This window comes from Acidobacteriota bacterium, assembly GCA_018001935.1.
GTDB lineage: Bacteria > Acidobacteriota > JAAYUB01 > JAAYUB01 > JAAYUB01 > JAGNHB01.
Map to the genome: position 1 here is coordinate 21,861 of JAGNHB010000003.1, position 15,967 is coordinate 37,827.

10 protein-coding genes are annotated in these 15,967 nt (G+C 69.5%); 3 read left to right on the top strand and 7 right to left on the bottom strand.

Annotated elements, in window-relative coordinates; all coding sequences use genetic code 11:
- Nucleotides 1–23 precede the first annotated feature (23 nt).
- Complete coding sequence (locus KA419_02040; protein MBP7864703.1) at nt 24–1,538, bottom strand: DUF1846 domain-containing protein; 1,515 nt, start codon at nt 1,536–1,538, stop codon at nt 24–26.
- Between the two features lie 350 nt (nt 1,539–1,888).
- Here KA419_02040 and xth point away from each other — a divergent pair, with 350 nt between their 5' ends.
- On the top strand, nt 1,889–2,668 hold the full coding sequence (gene xth / locus KA419_02045; protein MBP7864704.1) for an exodeoxyribonuclease III: 780 nt from the start codon (nt 1,889–1,891) through the stop codon (nt 2,666–2,668).
- A 278-nt stretch (nt 2,669–2,946) separates the two neighbouring features.
- On the opposite strand, the gene KA419_02050 is transcribed toward xth, so the two are convergent.
- From KA419_02050 to KA419_02075, 6 genes are all read right to left on the bottom strand, one after another.
- Nucleotides 2,947–5,157 carry a tetratricopeptide repeat protein gene (locus KA419_02050; protein MBP7864705.1) on the bottom strand — a complete coding sequence of 737 codons (2,211 nt, stop codon included), beginning with the start codon at nt 5,155–5,157 and terminating at the stop codon, nt 2,947–2,949.
- A 687-nt stretch (nt 5,158–5,844) separates the two neighbouring features.
- On the bottom strand, nt 5,845–8,214 hold the full coding sequence (locus KA419_02055) for a B12-binding domain-containing radical SAM protein (protein MBP7864706.1): 2,370 nt from the start codon (nt 8,212–8,214) through the stop codon (nt 5,845–5,847).
- A gap of 857 nt (nt 8,215–9,071) precedes the next feature.
- Nucleotides 9,072–10,676, bottom strand: a complete 1,605-nt coding sequence (locus tag KA419_02060; protein ID MBP7864707.1) for a DEAD/DEAH box helicase — start codon at nt 10,674–10,676, stop codon at nt 9,072–9,074.
- Nucleotides 10,677–10,995: 319 nt separating this feature from the next.
- Complete coding sequence (locus KA419_02065) at nt 10,996–12,564, bottom strand: DUF2791 family P-loop domain-containing protein (GenBank protein ID MBP7864708.1); 1,569 nt, start codon at nt 12,562–12,564, stop codon at nt 10,996–10,998.
- Nucleotides 12,564–13,823, bottom strand: a complete 1,260-nt coding sequence (locus KA419_02070) for a DUF2791 family P-loop domain-containing protein (GenBank protein MBP7864709.1) — start codon at nt 13,821–13,823, stop codon at nt 12,564–12,566. Before KA419_02070 ends, KA419_02065 begins: the two co-directional genes overlap by 1 nt.
- On the bottom strand, nt 13,820–14,689 hold the full coding sequence (locus KA419_02075; protein ID MBP7864710.1) for a hypothetical protein: 870 nt from the start codon (nt 14,687–14,689) through the stop codon (nt 13,820–13,822). Before KA419_02075 ends, KA419_02070 begins: the two co-directional genes overlap by 4 nt.
- 131 nt (nt 14,690–14,820) lie before the next feature.
- On the opposite strand from KA419_02075, the gene KA419_02080 reads away from it, so the two are divergent.
- Both KA419_02080 and KA419_02085 read left to right on the top strand, forming a co-directional pair.
- Nucleotides 14,821–15,189, top strand: a complete 369-nt coding sequence (locus KA419_02080) for a hypothetical protein (GenBank protein ID MBP7864711.1) — start codon at nt 14,821–14,823, stop codon at nt 15,187–15,189.
- A gap of 85 nt (nt 15,190–15,274) precedes the next feature.
- Nucleotides 15,275–15,931 (top strand): amidohydrolase family protein, encoded by a 657-nt coding sequence (locus KA419_02085; GenBank protein MBP7864712.1) that lies wholly within the window; start codon nt 15,275–15,277, stop codon nt 15,929–15,931.
- Nucleotides 15,932–15,967: the final 36 nt, after the last annotated feature.

Here is a 15,967-nt window from a genome sequence, read left to right on the forward strand (position 1 = left end):
CCATGCCGGGAGGGGCCCCGGCTTCACCGCACGAACAGCCTTCGCGAGGAGAACTGGGGCTCGGTGGTGAGGTTGATGCCCAGGTCCCGCAGCCCGGCCTCGTCGCCCGGGGTGGGGATGTGGGTGAGGTGGGCCTCGCAGCCCCGCAACGCCTTGAGCTTCTCGACGGCCAGCTGGGCGGTGGGGTTGGTGGCGGAGCTGATGGCCAGGGCGATGAGGGCCTCGTTCAGGTCCAGGCTGACGTGCCGGCGGGCCGTCTGCGTTTTCAGGGTCGAAATGGAGGCCAGGATCGCGGGGGAGATCAGGTCGATCTTGTCAGGGATCCCCGCCAGGGCCTTGGCGGCATTGAGCACCAGGCTGGAGGCGGCGTGCATCAGGGCGGAGTTCTTCCCCGTGACCACCGCGCCGTCCGGCAGTTCCATCGCGGCGCCGCAGTAGATGCCGTCGTGGCCCTTCCCGCCTTCCTCGGCGGCCTCGGCGGCCTGCCGCGCGGGGCCCACCACGGGACGGTCCTCGGGCCGGAGCCCCGCGTCGCGCATGAGCAGCTCGGCCCGCCGGGCGGTCTCGTGGTCCACCAGCCCCAGCATGTACTCGCAGGCATAGCGGAAGTGGCGCCGGATGATCTCCTGCCGGGCCGCCGCCTGTACGGCCTCGTCGTCCACGATGCCGAAGCCGGCGCGGTTGACCCCCATGTCGGTGGGGGAGCGGTAGGGGGAGGCGGACTCGGTGATCCGCTCCAGGATCCGTTGCAGCACCGGGAAGATCTCCACGTCCCGGTTGTAGTTCGCGGCGGTCTTCCCGTAGGCGTCCAGGTGGAAGGGGTCGATGAGGTTGACGTCCCGCAGCTCGGCGGTGGCGGCCTCGTACGCCACGTTCACCGCGTGGCGCAGGGGCAGGTTCCAGATGGGGAAGGTCTCGAACTTGGCGTATCCGCTGGTGACCCCCTGCCGGTGGTCGTGGTACATCTGGTTGAGACAGGTGGCCAGCTTGCCGCTGCCGGGACCGGGGCCCGTCACCACCACCAGGGGCTTGGCGGTGGGTACGGCGGGGTTGGCGCCGAAGCCCTCCTCGCTGACGATCCGGTCGATGTCCACGGGGTAGCCGGGAATGGCCCGGTGGGTGACGACGGGCAGACCGCGCCGCTCCAGCTTGTTCTTGAAGATCCGCGCCGCGGGCTGGCCGTCGTAGCGGGTGATCACCACGGCGGTGACGGGGACGCCCCAGTCGGCCAGGTCGTCGATGAGCTTGAGGGCGTCCACGTCGTAGGTGATGCCGAAGTCCGCCCGGACCTTGCGGCGCTCGATGTCGCCGGCGTAGATGCACAGGAGGATGTCGGCCTGGTCCCGCAGCTCGCGCAGCAGGCGCATCTTGACGTTGGGGTCGAAGCCCGGCAGGACCCGGCTGGCGTGGTAGTCGTAGAGGAGCTTGCCGCCGAACTCCAGGTAGAGTTTCCCCTTGAACTGCTCCACCCGCTCCAGGATGGCCGCGCGCTGCTCCCGCAGGTACTTGTCGTTGTCGAAACCAACCTTCACCGGCATGGTGCTCCCCTCCGAACGCAGGATAAAGAAGCATCTTACGGTTTCGCCCCGGCGGGTGCAAGGCTTTTTCGCCGGGAAGGCGCCCCGGGAGCCGTGACGGCGTAGGGAAGGGACGAAAGGACCAAAAGGACCCAAAGGACATAAGGGACAGCCGGCGGATGGGGCCCGGGGGACAGCCGGCGGATGGGGCCCGGGGGGCGGCCGGCCGGGAAGTTCCCGCTGGCGAAGGGCGCTCTCGTCGAGGCGCTGCGCGCCGCGGCGAAGATCCTCCGCAGCGGCAAGCGCTCTTTCGTGCTAAGATGGGCGCTGCCGGTGAACCGGCCGTGCAGGAACACCATGGGGGAGGATTCATGCGCATTTACACTTGGAACGTCAACGGCTTTCGGGCGGTGCTCAAGAAGGGCTTCCTGGAGTGGCTGGCGGCGGCGGACCCCGACGTGCTCTGCCTGCAGGAGACCCGCGCCGAGTGGGAGCAGGTGGAGCCCGATGTCCGCGCCCGGCTGGAGGCGGCCTTCGACGTCTGCTGGTTCCCCGCAACCGCGAAGAAGGGCTACGCGGGCACCGCCACGCTGAGCCGGAAGGCCCTCGGCATCGGGCACACCCGGGGACTGGGCATCGAGGACCACGACCGGGAAGGGCGCGTCATCCTCTCCGACCTCGGCGGCGCCCTGCTGGTGAACGGCTACTTCCCCAACGCCTCCCAGGGGTTAGTGAGATTGCCCTACAAGCGGCAGTTCGCCGCGGACCTCTGCCGCTTCATCCGGGAACGGCACGCTCAGGGCCGGCACCTCGTCATCACCGGCGACCTCAACGTGGCCCCCGAGGAAATCGACCTGGCCAACCCCGCCACCAACCGATTGAACCCCGGCTTCACCGACGAGGAACGGGAGGACTTCCGCGCCTACCTCGCCTGCGGCACGGCCGACGTCCTTCGGGAACGCCGCCCCGGCGAGAAGGGACTCTATACGTGGTGGTCCCAGCGCCTGGGCGCCCGGGCCCGGAACGTGGGCTGGCGGATCGACATCTTCCTCGTGAGCCACGCCCTCCGGGAGAAGGTGACTGACGCCGCCATCCACCCCGAGGTTCCGGGCTCCGACCACTGCCCCGTCAGCCTCGACCTGGCCCTGTGAACCCCGCGGAAAACTACCGGGACCGGGACTTTCCATCGACCCCGAAATAAAGCGTATGGATTGTCTCTCGCCCCGGCACGGGACACGGAGAAGAGGCATCTCCGATTGAGCTCAACCAGCCAAACGCCGTCTCCTTTCTCCTGTCTCCCAACCAGGGCCTCCTGACGGCTGTCTCTTTCTCCTGCCTCCTGCCCTCCATCTTCTTCTGTATTCTGAATTCTTCGTTCGTGTGGTTCGTGTGGTTCGTGGTTCAATTTCCGTGTATTTCGTGGTTGTTTTCAGCGGGAGGGCCCCCGCCGCCGAAGGGCCTCGAGGTTGAGGCGGGCCTTCACGTGGGCCGGGTCCAGGCGCAGGGCCTCCCGGAACCGGGACTCGGCCTCCCGGTCGCGGCCCTGGACCAGGCAGACCACCCCCAGGGCATTCTGCGCCGCCGCGTTTCCCGGATCCAGGCGGGTGGCGGCTTCGAGGGCGGCGGCGGCCCCGGCGGCATCCCCCCCGGCATGGAGGATCAGTCCCAGGTTGTACCAGGCCTTCGCCTCGGCGGGATCCAGGCCGAGCCCCGCCCGGAGTTCGGCCGCCGCTTCCGGAAGCCGCCCCGTGAGGAGGAAGGCCTGGCCGAGGGCGAAGCGGGTGTCCGCGTTGCGGGGCTCGAGCCGGACCGCGGTCTCCAGGTGGGCGAGGCCCCCCGGGGTGTCCCCGGCGGAGAGGAGCAGCGTGCCGAGGGAAGCGTGGGCCGGGGCCCGATCCGGATCGACGTCCAGGGCCCGCCGGTAGAGGTCCCGGGCCTCGTCCCCCCGTCCCTGCCGGGCCCGGACGGCAGCCAGGTTGCAGAGTGTGTCGGGGTCCCGGGGTTGGCTGCGGAGGGCCTTCCCGAGAAAAACGGCGGCGCCCCGGAGGTCGCCCAGCAGGCAGAGGGCGACCCCTTTCTGGGAGTTGGCGATGGGGAGGCCGGGGTCCTCCGCCAGGGCCTGGTCGAGCCAGGGGAGCGCTTCCGCCGGCTTCCCCTCCCGCAGACGCAGCCGGCCCAGGTTCGCCAGGGCGTAGGCGTTCCGGGGGTTGACCCGGAGCGCTTGGGCGTACTGGTCGAACGCTTCCGCGAAGCGCTCCTGCTCCAGGTAGACGTTGCCCAGGTTCACGTTGAGAAGGTGGCTCCCGGGCGCCGCCTCGAGGGAGCGCCGGTAGAGGGTCTCGCTGTCCTTCCAGTAGCGGACCTGGACGAGGGAGAGTGTGCCCAGGCCCGCGACGGCGACCGCCGCCAGGACCGCCGCGGGGAACCGGAGCGCCGGCACGCGTTCCACCAGCAGGGCGCCCAGCCAGACGACGGCGATGAACAGCCCCATGTGCGGGATGTAGGTGAAGCGGTCCGCCCGTGACTGGGTCCCCACCTGGATCAGGCCGATGACGGGCACCAGGGTCCCCGCGTACCACAGCCACCCCGCCAGGGGCGCCGGGTGGCGCCGGGCCAGCAGGACCAGGGCGGCGGTCACGGCCAGGATCGCCGCCGCCCCCGCCAGGGTCGCCCACGGGGTGCCCGGCGGGGTGAAGGGGTAGAGCAGGGAGAGCCCCCCGGGCCACACGGTCTGGCGGAGGTAGATCCAGAACGACGCCACCGCGTTGGCGAACCGTACCGGCAGGGAAAGGATCCCCTCCACCGGCATGGCCTGGCGCGCCGTGTAGAGCGTGAAGCCCACCAGGAGGGCCGAGAGCGCGAAGAACGGCAGCTTCTCCAGGAGGAGCCGCGGCACCGGCCGGAAGTCCCACGCCGGGGGCGCCCCGGCCTCCTCGCCCTCCCGGGGCCGGCGGGTCAACCGTCCCAGGGGCCAGGCGTCCAGGACCAGCAGGAGGAAGGGGACCGTGACCAGCATGGGCTTGGAGAGGAGCCCCGCCGCGAAGAAAAGGAGGGCCAGCAGGTGCCGGGGCCACGCGGGCCGGCGGACGTAGGCCAGCCAGGCCAGGAGGGTCAGAAGGAGAAAGAAGGCGCTCAGGACGTCCTTGCGCTCAGCCGCCCACGCGACGGACTCGACCCGCAGGGGGTGAAGGGCGAACAGGGCCGCGCAGAGGATGGACGGCCAGCGCCGCCGCGTCGCCAGGTAAAGGAAGAGGAACAGGAGCAGGGTGTTGGCCGCGTGGAAACCCACGCTGACGAGGTGGTGGGCCCCGGGGTTCATCCCGAACAGCTCGCAGTCCAGCATGTGGGACAGCCAGGTGAGCGGGTGCCACAGGGCGGCGTGCCCCGCCGTGAAGGCCCACCGGATGTTCTCCAGGGTCAGGCCGCCGCGGACGTGATCGTTCTCCGTGAGGTAGGCGGGGTCGTCGAAGGTGATGAAGTCGTGCCGCGCCACCGGGGCGTAGACCAGGGCCACCGCCAGGACGACGAGGAACACCGGCCAGGCGGCGCGAAGCGGGGTCGCCGCCCCGGCGCCCGCGGGCCCGGCCCCGTCGGGGGCCGTCCCCGGTGTCTCGTCGGCGGTGCTCGGTTCGTTGCTCATCGGCGATGGTCCTCCGGGTGTCCGCCGGCCGGCGGGGCGGCTCGATATGCACTCCGGGCGTTCTCGCAAAAGTCCGGCGGTTTCGCACAGCGTCCCGCGGCCCCGTTGATTTCCCGCGCAGGCTGAAGCCCGCGCCACGGGCTGCGGGATTGTCATCCCCCGTATTTTACCGTGTTTCGGTGGGTCGCGGCAGGTCTTTTTTTTGCCGGAAATGCCGGACGGGCCCGGACATTTTCCGTTGCCGGCAGGACAGGGAATCCTCGTTTTGCCCCCACCGCCTCCGGTGCGCAAGCGTTCCTTCAGGGCTGTTGCTGCCAAAATGCGGCTCCTGGCGGAGCCGGGCATCTCGCCGGGGAGTGCGGCGCGCAGGCCGCCGGAGCGCCGCTTTCGGAGTGTGGTAGCGAGTCTTCGAGCTACCGCTTTGGTCAAACGGTATTTCACGGACCCGCTTGCCTCGCCCTGCGCCATCAAGCAGCGTCGTTATGACTGATTGATGGCAAATGAGTTGGCCATGAAGTCATTATGTCTGATTGATTAGATGGGCCTTAGGTAGTATCTGGCACCCGTTGCCTCTTGCACATCGTCCAACCCTCCCCTCCGTGTCCTCCGTGCCCTCCGTGAGAGAACATCCAGAAGTGCATGGTGCCAGGTGCAGGGTGGGGATGATCGACTTCGGCCGAACGGCCATCACTTCAGCGGCAGGTCGGAAAGTTCCTTGCCCTTGATCACCGTTTCCTTCATGCTGTGCCAGGTGTTGACCCCCGGTTCGGCCACGACTTCGCACATCATGGTGCCGTTGACCGCTTCCACCTCCTTCCGGGTGAACCGGACCTCCACTCGGCAGGATCTACAACGCCTGTTAGCCGTGTATTTCGACAGGACGTCGGCAAGGGCCGTGAACCCCTCGTCCAGTTGGGCGATATCCACGGCTTCCCGGTGGAGCGTCTCGAGCCAGGTCCGTTCCGGACCCGCCTTGCAGGCTTTCATCCGCTCTTCGAGAAGTGGAAGGATTTCCTTGCCCAGCGCCTTCAGGTTATTCACTTTGTTCCGGGAAGGCGGCCAGTTTGACCGGCGCACGTCGTCCAGGATCCCGTTCGCCTCACGGATCGCGACCGCATCCGGAGGCTTCCCGCCCACATTCCACCCGCCGACGACCAGTCGGCAGAGAACGATTCGACCGTCGTCCGATATATGGACGGTGGCCACCAGATCCTGAAAAAGCATATTTCCCGTGAGCAACAGGAAGGAAAAGACGTCTCTGCTGTTATCCCACAGGAAGGATCGGATCGCTTTCTTCAGGCTTTTGGGGGCTTCCCGCTCGGCGGCCGAGGCGGGCGCGGCTCCCTGCGAGACCGCTTTGCCGGGTGTCGGGCCGGTGGAATCCTCGGTCTTCCCCGGTTCGCAGGGTTCCGGGGCGGCCGTCAGCGTGCTTGCACCGGCGGCCAGGGCGGCGGCGAGGCCCCACGAGGCGACCCGGGACAGCCGGCCACCTCGCGGTCCGCGTTCCGGGGACGTCGCCTGGATGCGGCAGGCGGTCCGGATCTGCAGGAGCAGCCGGTTCCCTTCCACTTTCAGCTCGCGGTTGTCCCGGGAGACCCCGGCGGCCAGCTCCCGGGAGGCCTGCCGGACGCCGGTTGCGTCCAGGGGCGATTCCGCCCTGTCCGCGGCCCGATCGAGGTGGGCCGCGGTATTCCGGTTCACGGTCTGCACGAAGTCGCGCGAGCGGGCGTCGAGGTCCGCGGGCAGGGAGAAGAAGTGGCCGGCGAGCTGCCGCTCGAAGTCCACGTTCATGGCCAGGTGGTGGAGGCAGTCCACCGGGTGGCTCCTTCCCTCGAAGGCCGGCCACCAGATCTCGAACAGGCGCTGGGACCGGGGGTCGCCCATCCGGTAGTCCCACCCCCGGTAGTCGCCGAGAAGGCGTCCCTGGCCCCTCAGGCGGGCCTCCAGAGGAGTGCCGGTGTAGACCTCGGTGCGGCAGATGTTGAGCGGGTGATTCGCGTGTGTCCGGATAAAGGCGACGTGGGACCGGAAGTCCTCGAGGGTGGCGTCGGGGTCCTGGACGAGGAGGTTGAAGCAGACGTGGAGGTCGAGGGCATCGAGGAGGCCTAGGGCCCGGGTGTTGTCATCCGGTCCCTGGCCGCGGCCCAGTCGCCGGAGCGTGGCCGCGTTCGACCCCTCCACCCCCAGGAAGACCCGGAACAGGCCCATCCGCTTCAGGATCCCGAACGTTTCCCTTTCCACCTCGTCGGCCCGGGCCTTGAGGGCGAAGGCGATCCGGCCGACCTTCTCCTCCCGGAACGCCGCCTCGAGCGCCCGCACCCGCTCCAGGGCCGCGTCCTTCCCGGGAGGCAGGAAGTTGTCGTCGTGGAAATTGAAGATTCGCACCCCGTCCCGGTAAAGCCGTCCGACCTCGGCGGCCATGGCCCCCGGCCGGCGAAGGCGGTAACGCTCCCCGCCGCAGCGCCGGTGCCAGGCGCTGATGGAACAGAAGGCGCAGCCGTGGGAGCAGCCCCGCGAGGACACGACATTCACTGCAGGCAGGCCCAGGAACCGCAGGGGGGGCTGCAAACGGACCGGCTCGGGGAGGGTGTCCAGGTCGGACGGCGGGACGGCCGGGGCGTTCACCCGCAGTTCGCCGTCCGGTGCGCGCCAGACGAGGCCGGGGACGGTGTCCGGCACGCCGTCCGCGGCGGCCAGGGCGCGGAGGATGCCTTCGCCCTCGCCCACGGCCACCGCGTCGAAGGCCGGTTCGTCCCGCAGGAGGTCGTCGGCGCTGAGGGCCGCGAAGGCGCCCCCGGCCAGGATCAGGCCGCGAAAGCCCTTTTCCCGCGCCCGCCGGGCCAGGCCGACGAACTGGGCGGCGCGGAGGGTGAAGACCATGCTGAACCCCGCGACCCGGGCCCCCGACGCCGCCAGGGTCCCCGCGCAGGTCTCCAGGTCCCCCGGCCCGTTGAAGCGGACGAAACAGACCTCGTGCCCCGCCTGCTCCAGGGTAGCCCAGATGTAGCGTACCGACAGGTTCTCCTCGAGTTCCGCCCCCACCAGTGCGATGCGCATCGTTCCCTCCCCTCTACAGTTTCCGGCCGCCCGGGTCGTTCATGTCCCGACTCTACACGCTGCCAGTCGCGAAGGGAACCGTAAAATATGTCGGATCGTCGAAACCGCGGGCCGGGTTCCCGACGATGGTCCCGGCATGACACCGTCCGGATTCGGGGATGTTCAGCCCCGTTGCGTCATTCCTCCGTTGCCTGCTTGAAATACGAGGAAATCCTATCCCGCAAGGATAGCAGAGATTAGCCGGCGGGAGTTCCCCCGGCAGGGGGTGCTCCCGCCGGTTTCAGGCCGTTTGAAGACCCTTGCGCCCCGGAGGCGGCGCCGGAAAAACGCCGGCTGCCGGGACACGACGCTCCTGTTTGGCAAAGCAGACCGCTCCGTCTCCGACCCCGTCGGCCGCACCTTCTCCCGCGGCCTCAGCTCCTTGATAATCAAAGCATTTTCTCCCCGTACCCCTGGTCTTTGACACCAGTCGAACCCGTCATTGCCTCGCGATGCCGTCGCCCCTTCGCGCCCTCACCCCATCTGGGATGAAATATTTGTAGTAATGGTAGTTATACAGGTTTTCCTCCCCCGCGCGCCGCCGGCCCGGGATGGTGCCCCGCGGCACGGTTCACCCCCGGCGGCGCGCGGGGGAAATTACAAACAACCTCTTTTACTACAAACATTTCACCCCTGACGGGGTGACGATGCAGAGGGCACGATTGGGACGGTGTGAAGGATCGGCAGGCACGATCCTGGCAGTGCAGAATCCAGTGCCAGGGACCTACCAAACTGGTTTTCTCTTTTCAGAGTTCGTGGTTCTAGATCCGATCACCACGTGTCGAGAAGGATCTCGAAAGCGGTAGCTCGGGGACTCGCTACCGCACTCCAGGGGTCCGGAGTTTCTCGGGGAGGTAGCGGTAAAAGGCCCCCTGCTGGGGCCGGGCGCCGAAGCGGGTTTCGGGGGCCCCCTCCGGGCACCGGCGGACCATCACCGCCTTCCGCCCGATCCCCGTCACCTCCCACACCCGCCCCGCCAGGGCCACCACGGAACCGACCGCCACCTGGAGGAATGCCCGGCAGACCACCTCGCCGGTGCCGGCGTCCACCACCTCGAACTCGCCGGCGTCGGGGATGTTGGAGTGAACCCGCCCCCGCTCCCCGAGGTCCATGAGTGACGTCTCGGCCCGGACGGACCGGGGCGTGCGGCGGAGCCACCCCTCCGCCTCCAGGTGGTCCAGGACCTCCCGAAGGAGCGGCGGCCGGCCCAGGGGGGACAGGAGCCCCGCCAGGTCCGCCGGCGGCACGCCGCCCGGGTGGGCGTAGAGGATGGAGAAGGCCTGCTGGACGATCACCGACGGGTCGGGCGCGTAGCCGGTCCGTTCCACCTGGCCTTCCCGGGCCAGGGCGGCGTAGGCCTCGAACAGTTCCCGCTCCCACTCGGTTTCCGCGATGCCCACCACGAAGATGGTCCCCTCGCGCCGGCAGGCCCGGCCGATCCGCTGCTGGAACGAGGCCGCCGTGGGGGGCGGCCCCAGCAGGACCACGGCGCTGACGTCCCCGATGTCCATCCCGAGTTCCAGGGTCATGGTGGCGGCGCAGATCCCCCACTCCCGCTGGCGCAGGGCGGCTTCGGTCCGCTCGCGGAAGGGGCGCGGCAGGCTCCCGTGGTGGGCGAAGACCGCGTCGGCGGGCCAGAGGCGTTCCGCGGGCAGGCGGGTGGCCACGGCCTCCACGTCGGCGCGGCGGTTGCAGAAGAGGACCGCTTTCAGCCGCTTCGTCTCCCGCAGGATCCCCACCGCCTCCGCCAGCGAGCCCGCGAGCCGCAGCTCCAGGCCCCGCCCCGACCCGGCCCGGCAGACCGCGGGGTCGGACAGGTAGCGCGCGGCGGTGGCTTCCGCGTCCGCCAGGGTGGCGGAGAGGGCGGCCGATTGCGGCCGCCGGCCGGCCGCCGCTTCCAGCCGTCGCACGAGGACCCGGAGCTGGTCGCCCCGGTAGTTGGCGTCCACCTGGTGGATCTCGTCGAGGACCAGCGCCCGGGTCTGGCAGAAGACCGCCGGGGCGCGGCACAGGAGGGAGTCCAGGGACTCGGGGGTGGTGAGCAGGACGTGGGGCGGGCGGGCCGTCTTCAGTTCCTTCCGGTCCCCCGTCCGGACCGCGAGCTGAAGCCCCAGGTCACGGCAGGGGCCCGCCAGCCGCCGGTCCAGGTCGTTGACCAGCGCCCGGGTGGGCGCCACGTAGAGCAGGCCGCCCGGCGGGGAGCCCGAGGCCAGCAGGCGCTCCAGGAGCGGCGCGACGGCGGCCTCCGTCTTGCCGGTGGCCGTGGGGGCGCTCAGCAGGGCGTCCCGCCCGGCCAGGAGCACGGGGACGGCCTCCGCCTGGATGGGCAGGAGGCGCCCGAAGCGCTGGAAGAACACGCCCCACGTCCGCCGCAGGGCCCGGCGGGGGTCGAAGGGCGAGCCCGGGGTCACGGCGGGGCTCACCGCCCACTCCCGACCCGGGCAGGACGGGAATGAACGACGGATGGACACGGATGGACACGGGTCATCCCCCCGAACCCGGCAGAACGGTGTCCCCGGAGCGACGCTCCGCTCACCCGGGGCCGGAACGCCCCCGTCCGGCCCACGCGGGAACGGGTGGCCGAAACGAGCCGGGACAGCCCGTCCTTCCGGCGCAGAAGCCTTCCCCTTTCGCCCCGCGTGCCCCGTCGGTCCCGTTCACGCACTTCGAGGTCGTTATCCGTGTTCATCCGTGTCTATCCGTGTTCATCCGTGGTTTTTTCCCGGATTTCCCGGGTTGGGACTACAGCGACGCGAAGGCGCAGGCGGCCCGGTCGACGATCTCCCGAACGGAGAGGTCCGGGTAGAACCGTTTGAAGTCCAGGAGTTCCACCGCGCCCTTGATGAATCCCCGGGTGGACCGGCCGGGGTCGCGCTCCCCCAGGAGGCGGACGCAGTCCTTCAGCTCCCGGGGGGGCAGCCCCGCCCCGAAGACCTCCCGGTAGCGCCCGTGGATGGCGTCGAAGAGGTCCTTCACCGACTCCCTCCCCACCCGGTCCAGCTCCAGGAGGGGGATGGAGCCCCGCCACTCCCGGAAGGTGGGGGAGAAGGAGCCGGGTGTGATGGCCACCACCACCTTGAGGAACGAGGGGATGCGCTCCAGGTAGCGGACCTTCCGGTAGTGCCCGGCGTAGACCAGGCGCGTCCGGTTCCCGACGTAGACCCCGTTCTCCTTCGCCACCTTCTCCTCCATCAGGTCGGGGTCGTCGTTGGCGGTGAGGGTGAGGGCCCGCAGGAGGTTGAGGCTCCGGGTCCAGTGGTAATTGTAGAGGCAGGTCTTCGCCGTCTCCGTCTCGTCCAGGAGAATCACCAGTCCGTTCAGGTCGGCGGCGTGCACCAGGAGGGACCCCACGCACCCCAGCAGGTTGCAGACCACGTTCCCCACCGTGGTGAAATCGGCGTGGAAATGGAAGTGCGGGGCGTAGACCTCCTCCCCGCCGAAGGCGAGCCAGTCGGCCTCCGTCAGGCGGCCCTCCGCCAGGGCGGCAAGGAAATCCCCGAGGAGCGGGTGCTTCCGCAGCCACCTCAGTGTTTTGACCTTCCCGGCGCACGACTCCAGGACCTCCCGGAGGTCCGCCTCCCCGGCGCCCCGGGACACGCGGACCGCCCGCATCACCTCCCGGTAGAGCCGCCAGGGGAAGGCGGCGTTCCCCTGCCCCGGGTCGAGCCGCACCACGGCGGCGGCGTAACCCAGGCCCAGGGCGTGGTGGGCCAGGTACTCGAGGAGGTGGGTCTTGCCGGAACCGTACGCCCCCTCCAGGATCAGGGCCCCCTCGGCCAAATTCTTGAGCCACTCGCTCAGGGTGTGCAACTCCTTCTCCCGGCCGAAGGTCCAGTCCCGGATGGAGTGGCGGGGCACGATCCCCAGCCGGAAGGCCTCCAGCACGTTGCGCGCGCGGACGTGTTCCGGGAGGAAGGGGGCGGGAGTGACCCGCACGCGGACGGGTTCGAGGGCGGGAGCGGCGACTCGAGGGGTTTCCCTGGGGGCCGCCGCCTCTCCGTAGCGGCAGGGTCCCTTTCCCCTGCCTCTCGTCTTCAGGTGTGCCACATGCTTCGCCACAAGGGCGGCGGGGTCGGGGACCTTCGGCGGGGGGATGGCCGGTTCTGTCCCGGCCGGTCCCCGGATGTCCAGCAGCCCGGGAGACGGGCCGACATCGAGATCCACCGGCCGTAGCACCATCCGGGAGAGGCGAAAGGTGAGCCCGTTGTCGAAGCGGACGTCGCACTCCAACCCCTGGTGGAAGACCCGGTGGACCGTCCCCTCGCCCCAGATGAAGTGCCGCACCCGGTCTCCGACCTCGTAACCGGCCATCAGGCGCCCCCCTCGAAGAGGCTGCGGACCCACGCCCCGTCCACGGCGGTGTCGGGCTTGCGGCGGAGGTAGTGGAAGACCCGGACGAGGCCCTGCACGAAGAGCCGCTTGTAGCCGATGTCGCCGAAGCGCTGCTCGTAGGCCTCCACGGCCGCCAGGCGCACGGCCTCCTCCACCTTGTCGGGGTCGAAGCTCACGTCGAAGGCCCGCTCGAAGACGGTGGAGAGCTTGCCGCCGATCTCCTCCAGCAGGCGGAGGGGGTCGCCCCCGAGCTTTTCCAGATAAATCTTGACGCCGCTCGGGTTGTAGAACTCGAACACCGAGTGGACCCGCTGCTTGAGGGCCTCGTAGACGTTGGCCTGGCCGTCGAGGAACTGCTCGCCGGGCACGGCGTAGAAGACCATCACGTTGCGGAAGGCGCTCTGCCCGCACTCGTCGATGAGCTCGCGGAGGTTGCTCAGCATGATCTCCCGCTGCTTCGACGACATGGAGGGGACCTGCTCCGCCTCGTCCAGGAGGATCACCAGGCCGCGGTAGCCCAGGTTGCGGACCCACTGCACCAGGCTCCGGATGGAGTTGAAGGCGATGGCCCGGTCCAGGGGGCGGAGGATGCCGAACTCCCGGTGGAGATGGTGGTCGTAGCCGTCGGCGGTGAGCCACTGGAGGATGACCTCGAAGTCGTCGACGCTGTCCTCCGCCAGCGCCCCGAAAGCGTGCCGGACCGCGGAGGCGTAGTGGGCCCCCTCGAGGTCCGCCACGCCCGACCGCGCGACTTCCTTGAGCGCCGCCGCCTGCTGCCCGGGGTCGAGGGCGGTGGCCGCCGTCTGTTCCAGGGCCCGCTCGTACCAGAGCTTGAGGAAGGCGCCGATCCCCTTCTCGCCGCCCTCCAGGATCTCCTCGGGGGTCATGGGCGCCATGAGGTTCAGGGCGATGGCCCGGTAGACGCGGTCCATGCGGTGGAAGGGGGACTCGTCCTGCCGCAGCGAGACGTAGCTCACCACGTACCCATGCTTCCAGGCCAGTTCCCGGACGTTGTACAGGAAGTGGGTCTTGCCGCCGCCGTAAGCCCCCACCACCATCTTGAAGGAGGCGCCGCCGTGGGCCACGTAGGTCTTGAGGTAGTCGTCCTCGATCACCTGGAGGTACTCCTCCAGCCCCGCGGTGAAGAACTGGAAGCCCCACTCGGGGGGCGTCCCGTGGGCGCCGAGGGTCTCGACGATCTGGCGGGCGACGTCCGGGGTCAGTTCGTGGGGGCTCATTCGGCCCTCCGGAAGGCGAGGTCGGCGAAGTGGGTGCCGTGTCCCCGCAGGTCCGTGGGAACCCACAGGTGGTGCTCCGGCTTGCGGGTCTGCTCCCGGGAAGCGACGCCCAGGCGCAACGTCTCGCCGTCCAGCTCACGCTTTTGCAGCCGGAAGAGGTCGAAGCTGAACCGGACGCGGCCGTAGGACGCGAAGGCCTCCCGGACGGGGTCGGAGCGGAACCGGGCGGCCTGGCGGGCGAAGGCGAACTCCGCCATGACGTCGGGCAGGGGAGCGGGGCGGCCGTCGTCGGGCTCGCCCCGGCGGGCGAAGGCCATGCGGTAGGCGACGCGCAGGCCCCGGAGGAAGACGACTTCGTCCAGCGGCTCGGCGGCCAGGTCCCGGTGGACGTCGGCCACCGCTTCCGCCACCGCCTCCGCGTCCACGGGAAGGACCTTCAACCGGGCCACGCCGGGGCCGTAGAAGACCTCCACCACGGGCTTCTTCGCCTCGGGGCGGAAGCGGAGGGTCAACAGGCCGCACCGCAGCTCGGGCAGCGTCCCCTCGAGGACCAGCCCCGCGGGGGCCAGTTTCTCCGCCAGGAGGGCCGGGATGGAGGCCTGGGCTCGGCGCCGGGTGCTCTCCGCCGCGTCCCGGAGGGCCTCGACGCGCGCCCGGGCCCGGGCGAGGGCCTCGGGGAAGCCCTCGAGGGCCGCCAGGGCGGTCAGGGCCTTCTCCGCCCGCCCGGCGAGGGTGAAGGCGTTGCGCTCCACGTCGGCCGCCAGGCGCTCCGCCGCGGCCGATGCGGCCGCCGCCTTCCCCGCCAGCTTCGCAGCCTTCGCCAGCACTCCCGCAACGTTCGTGTCCAGCGTCTTGTCCTGTTCCATGGTCGCTCCTCGAAGTGTCGGTCACCCGCCCGGTCGAACCGCGCACTATATCACGTTTCGGTGAGATCCGGCGAACGGAATGTCGGAGCGGCAAGTTGGTCGCCGGGAAAGGACCAAAGAGGAGGGACCCCATGTTCGAACAGACGACCGATTCCCCGAGGGCGAAGAGCCAGCCGGCCCAGACCCGGAAACAACTGGTGCGGCGGCGCTTCGGCAACATCCCGCCGGAGGTCCTCCGGCCCCGGCGGGAGATGCCGCGGATGCGCTTCCCCGACCTCAGCCAGCGGACGGCGGAGAGCGCCGGCTATGTGCCCCACTCCATCGACTTCGAGTTCCTGGGCGGGTCCGACGGGCTCGGCTGCCTCCAGCCGGTGGTCTACTACATGAAGGTTTACGACGACGGCCCCGTCATGCCCCGGGCCAGCATGGTGCTGACCGAGGCCGTCCGGGAACTGCCCTCGCTCTGTCGCGCGATCCGCCAGACGTCGAGTTACCCTTGACAATCACTGCTTCCGCAGGGTACCTTCGCCGTGTTCAAGGACTGCGAAAAGACTGGCTAAACCAGATTCCGGCGGAGGAACCGGCATGAAGCGAGCATTCCGATGGGTCACCCTGTTATCCATAGCGGCTTTCCCCGCCGTCTGCCCGGCCACCGCCCGGCCGCCCGACGAGGCCGGGGAACCCCTCCCCGTCATCGACGCCCACATGCACACGATCTTCACGGGCGAGCGGGAGGCTGCCAGCCGGATCCGCCAGACCCGCGAGGAATTGCTGAAGGAGATGAAGGAGAATCACGTGGTGGGGGCCGTCTCCCACACGGGGGACACCTACAGCCGGACCGCCAAGGTGAAGTACGCCGACCCGCTCACCCTCGACGAGGTGGCGGTGGACCACCCCAAGGTCCGTTTCGTCATCGCCCACTGCGGGAACCCCTGGACCGTCTCGGCGGCGGAGGTCGTCTTCAAGAACCCCAACGTCTACGTGGACCTCTCGGGGATCATGATCGGCGATCTGTCCCAGTTCGCGGCAGAGGACCTCGACACTTACCTGATCAAGCCCATCCGGTGGATGTACCGCTTCGCGGGAAACCCCCGGAAATTCCTCTACGGCTCCGACTGGCCCCTGGTGCCCATGGGGCAGTACATCCGGGCGATCCGGAAAGCCATCCCCCCGGAGGACTGGAAAGCGGTTTTTCACGACAACGCCGTGGAACTGTTCAGGATGAAAATGGCGGAACCCTGACCCGGTTCCGTTTCGCAACAACCAGGGAGGCAGATC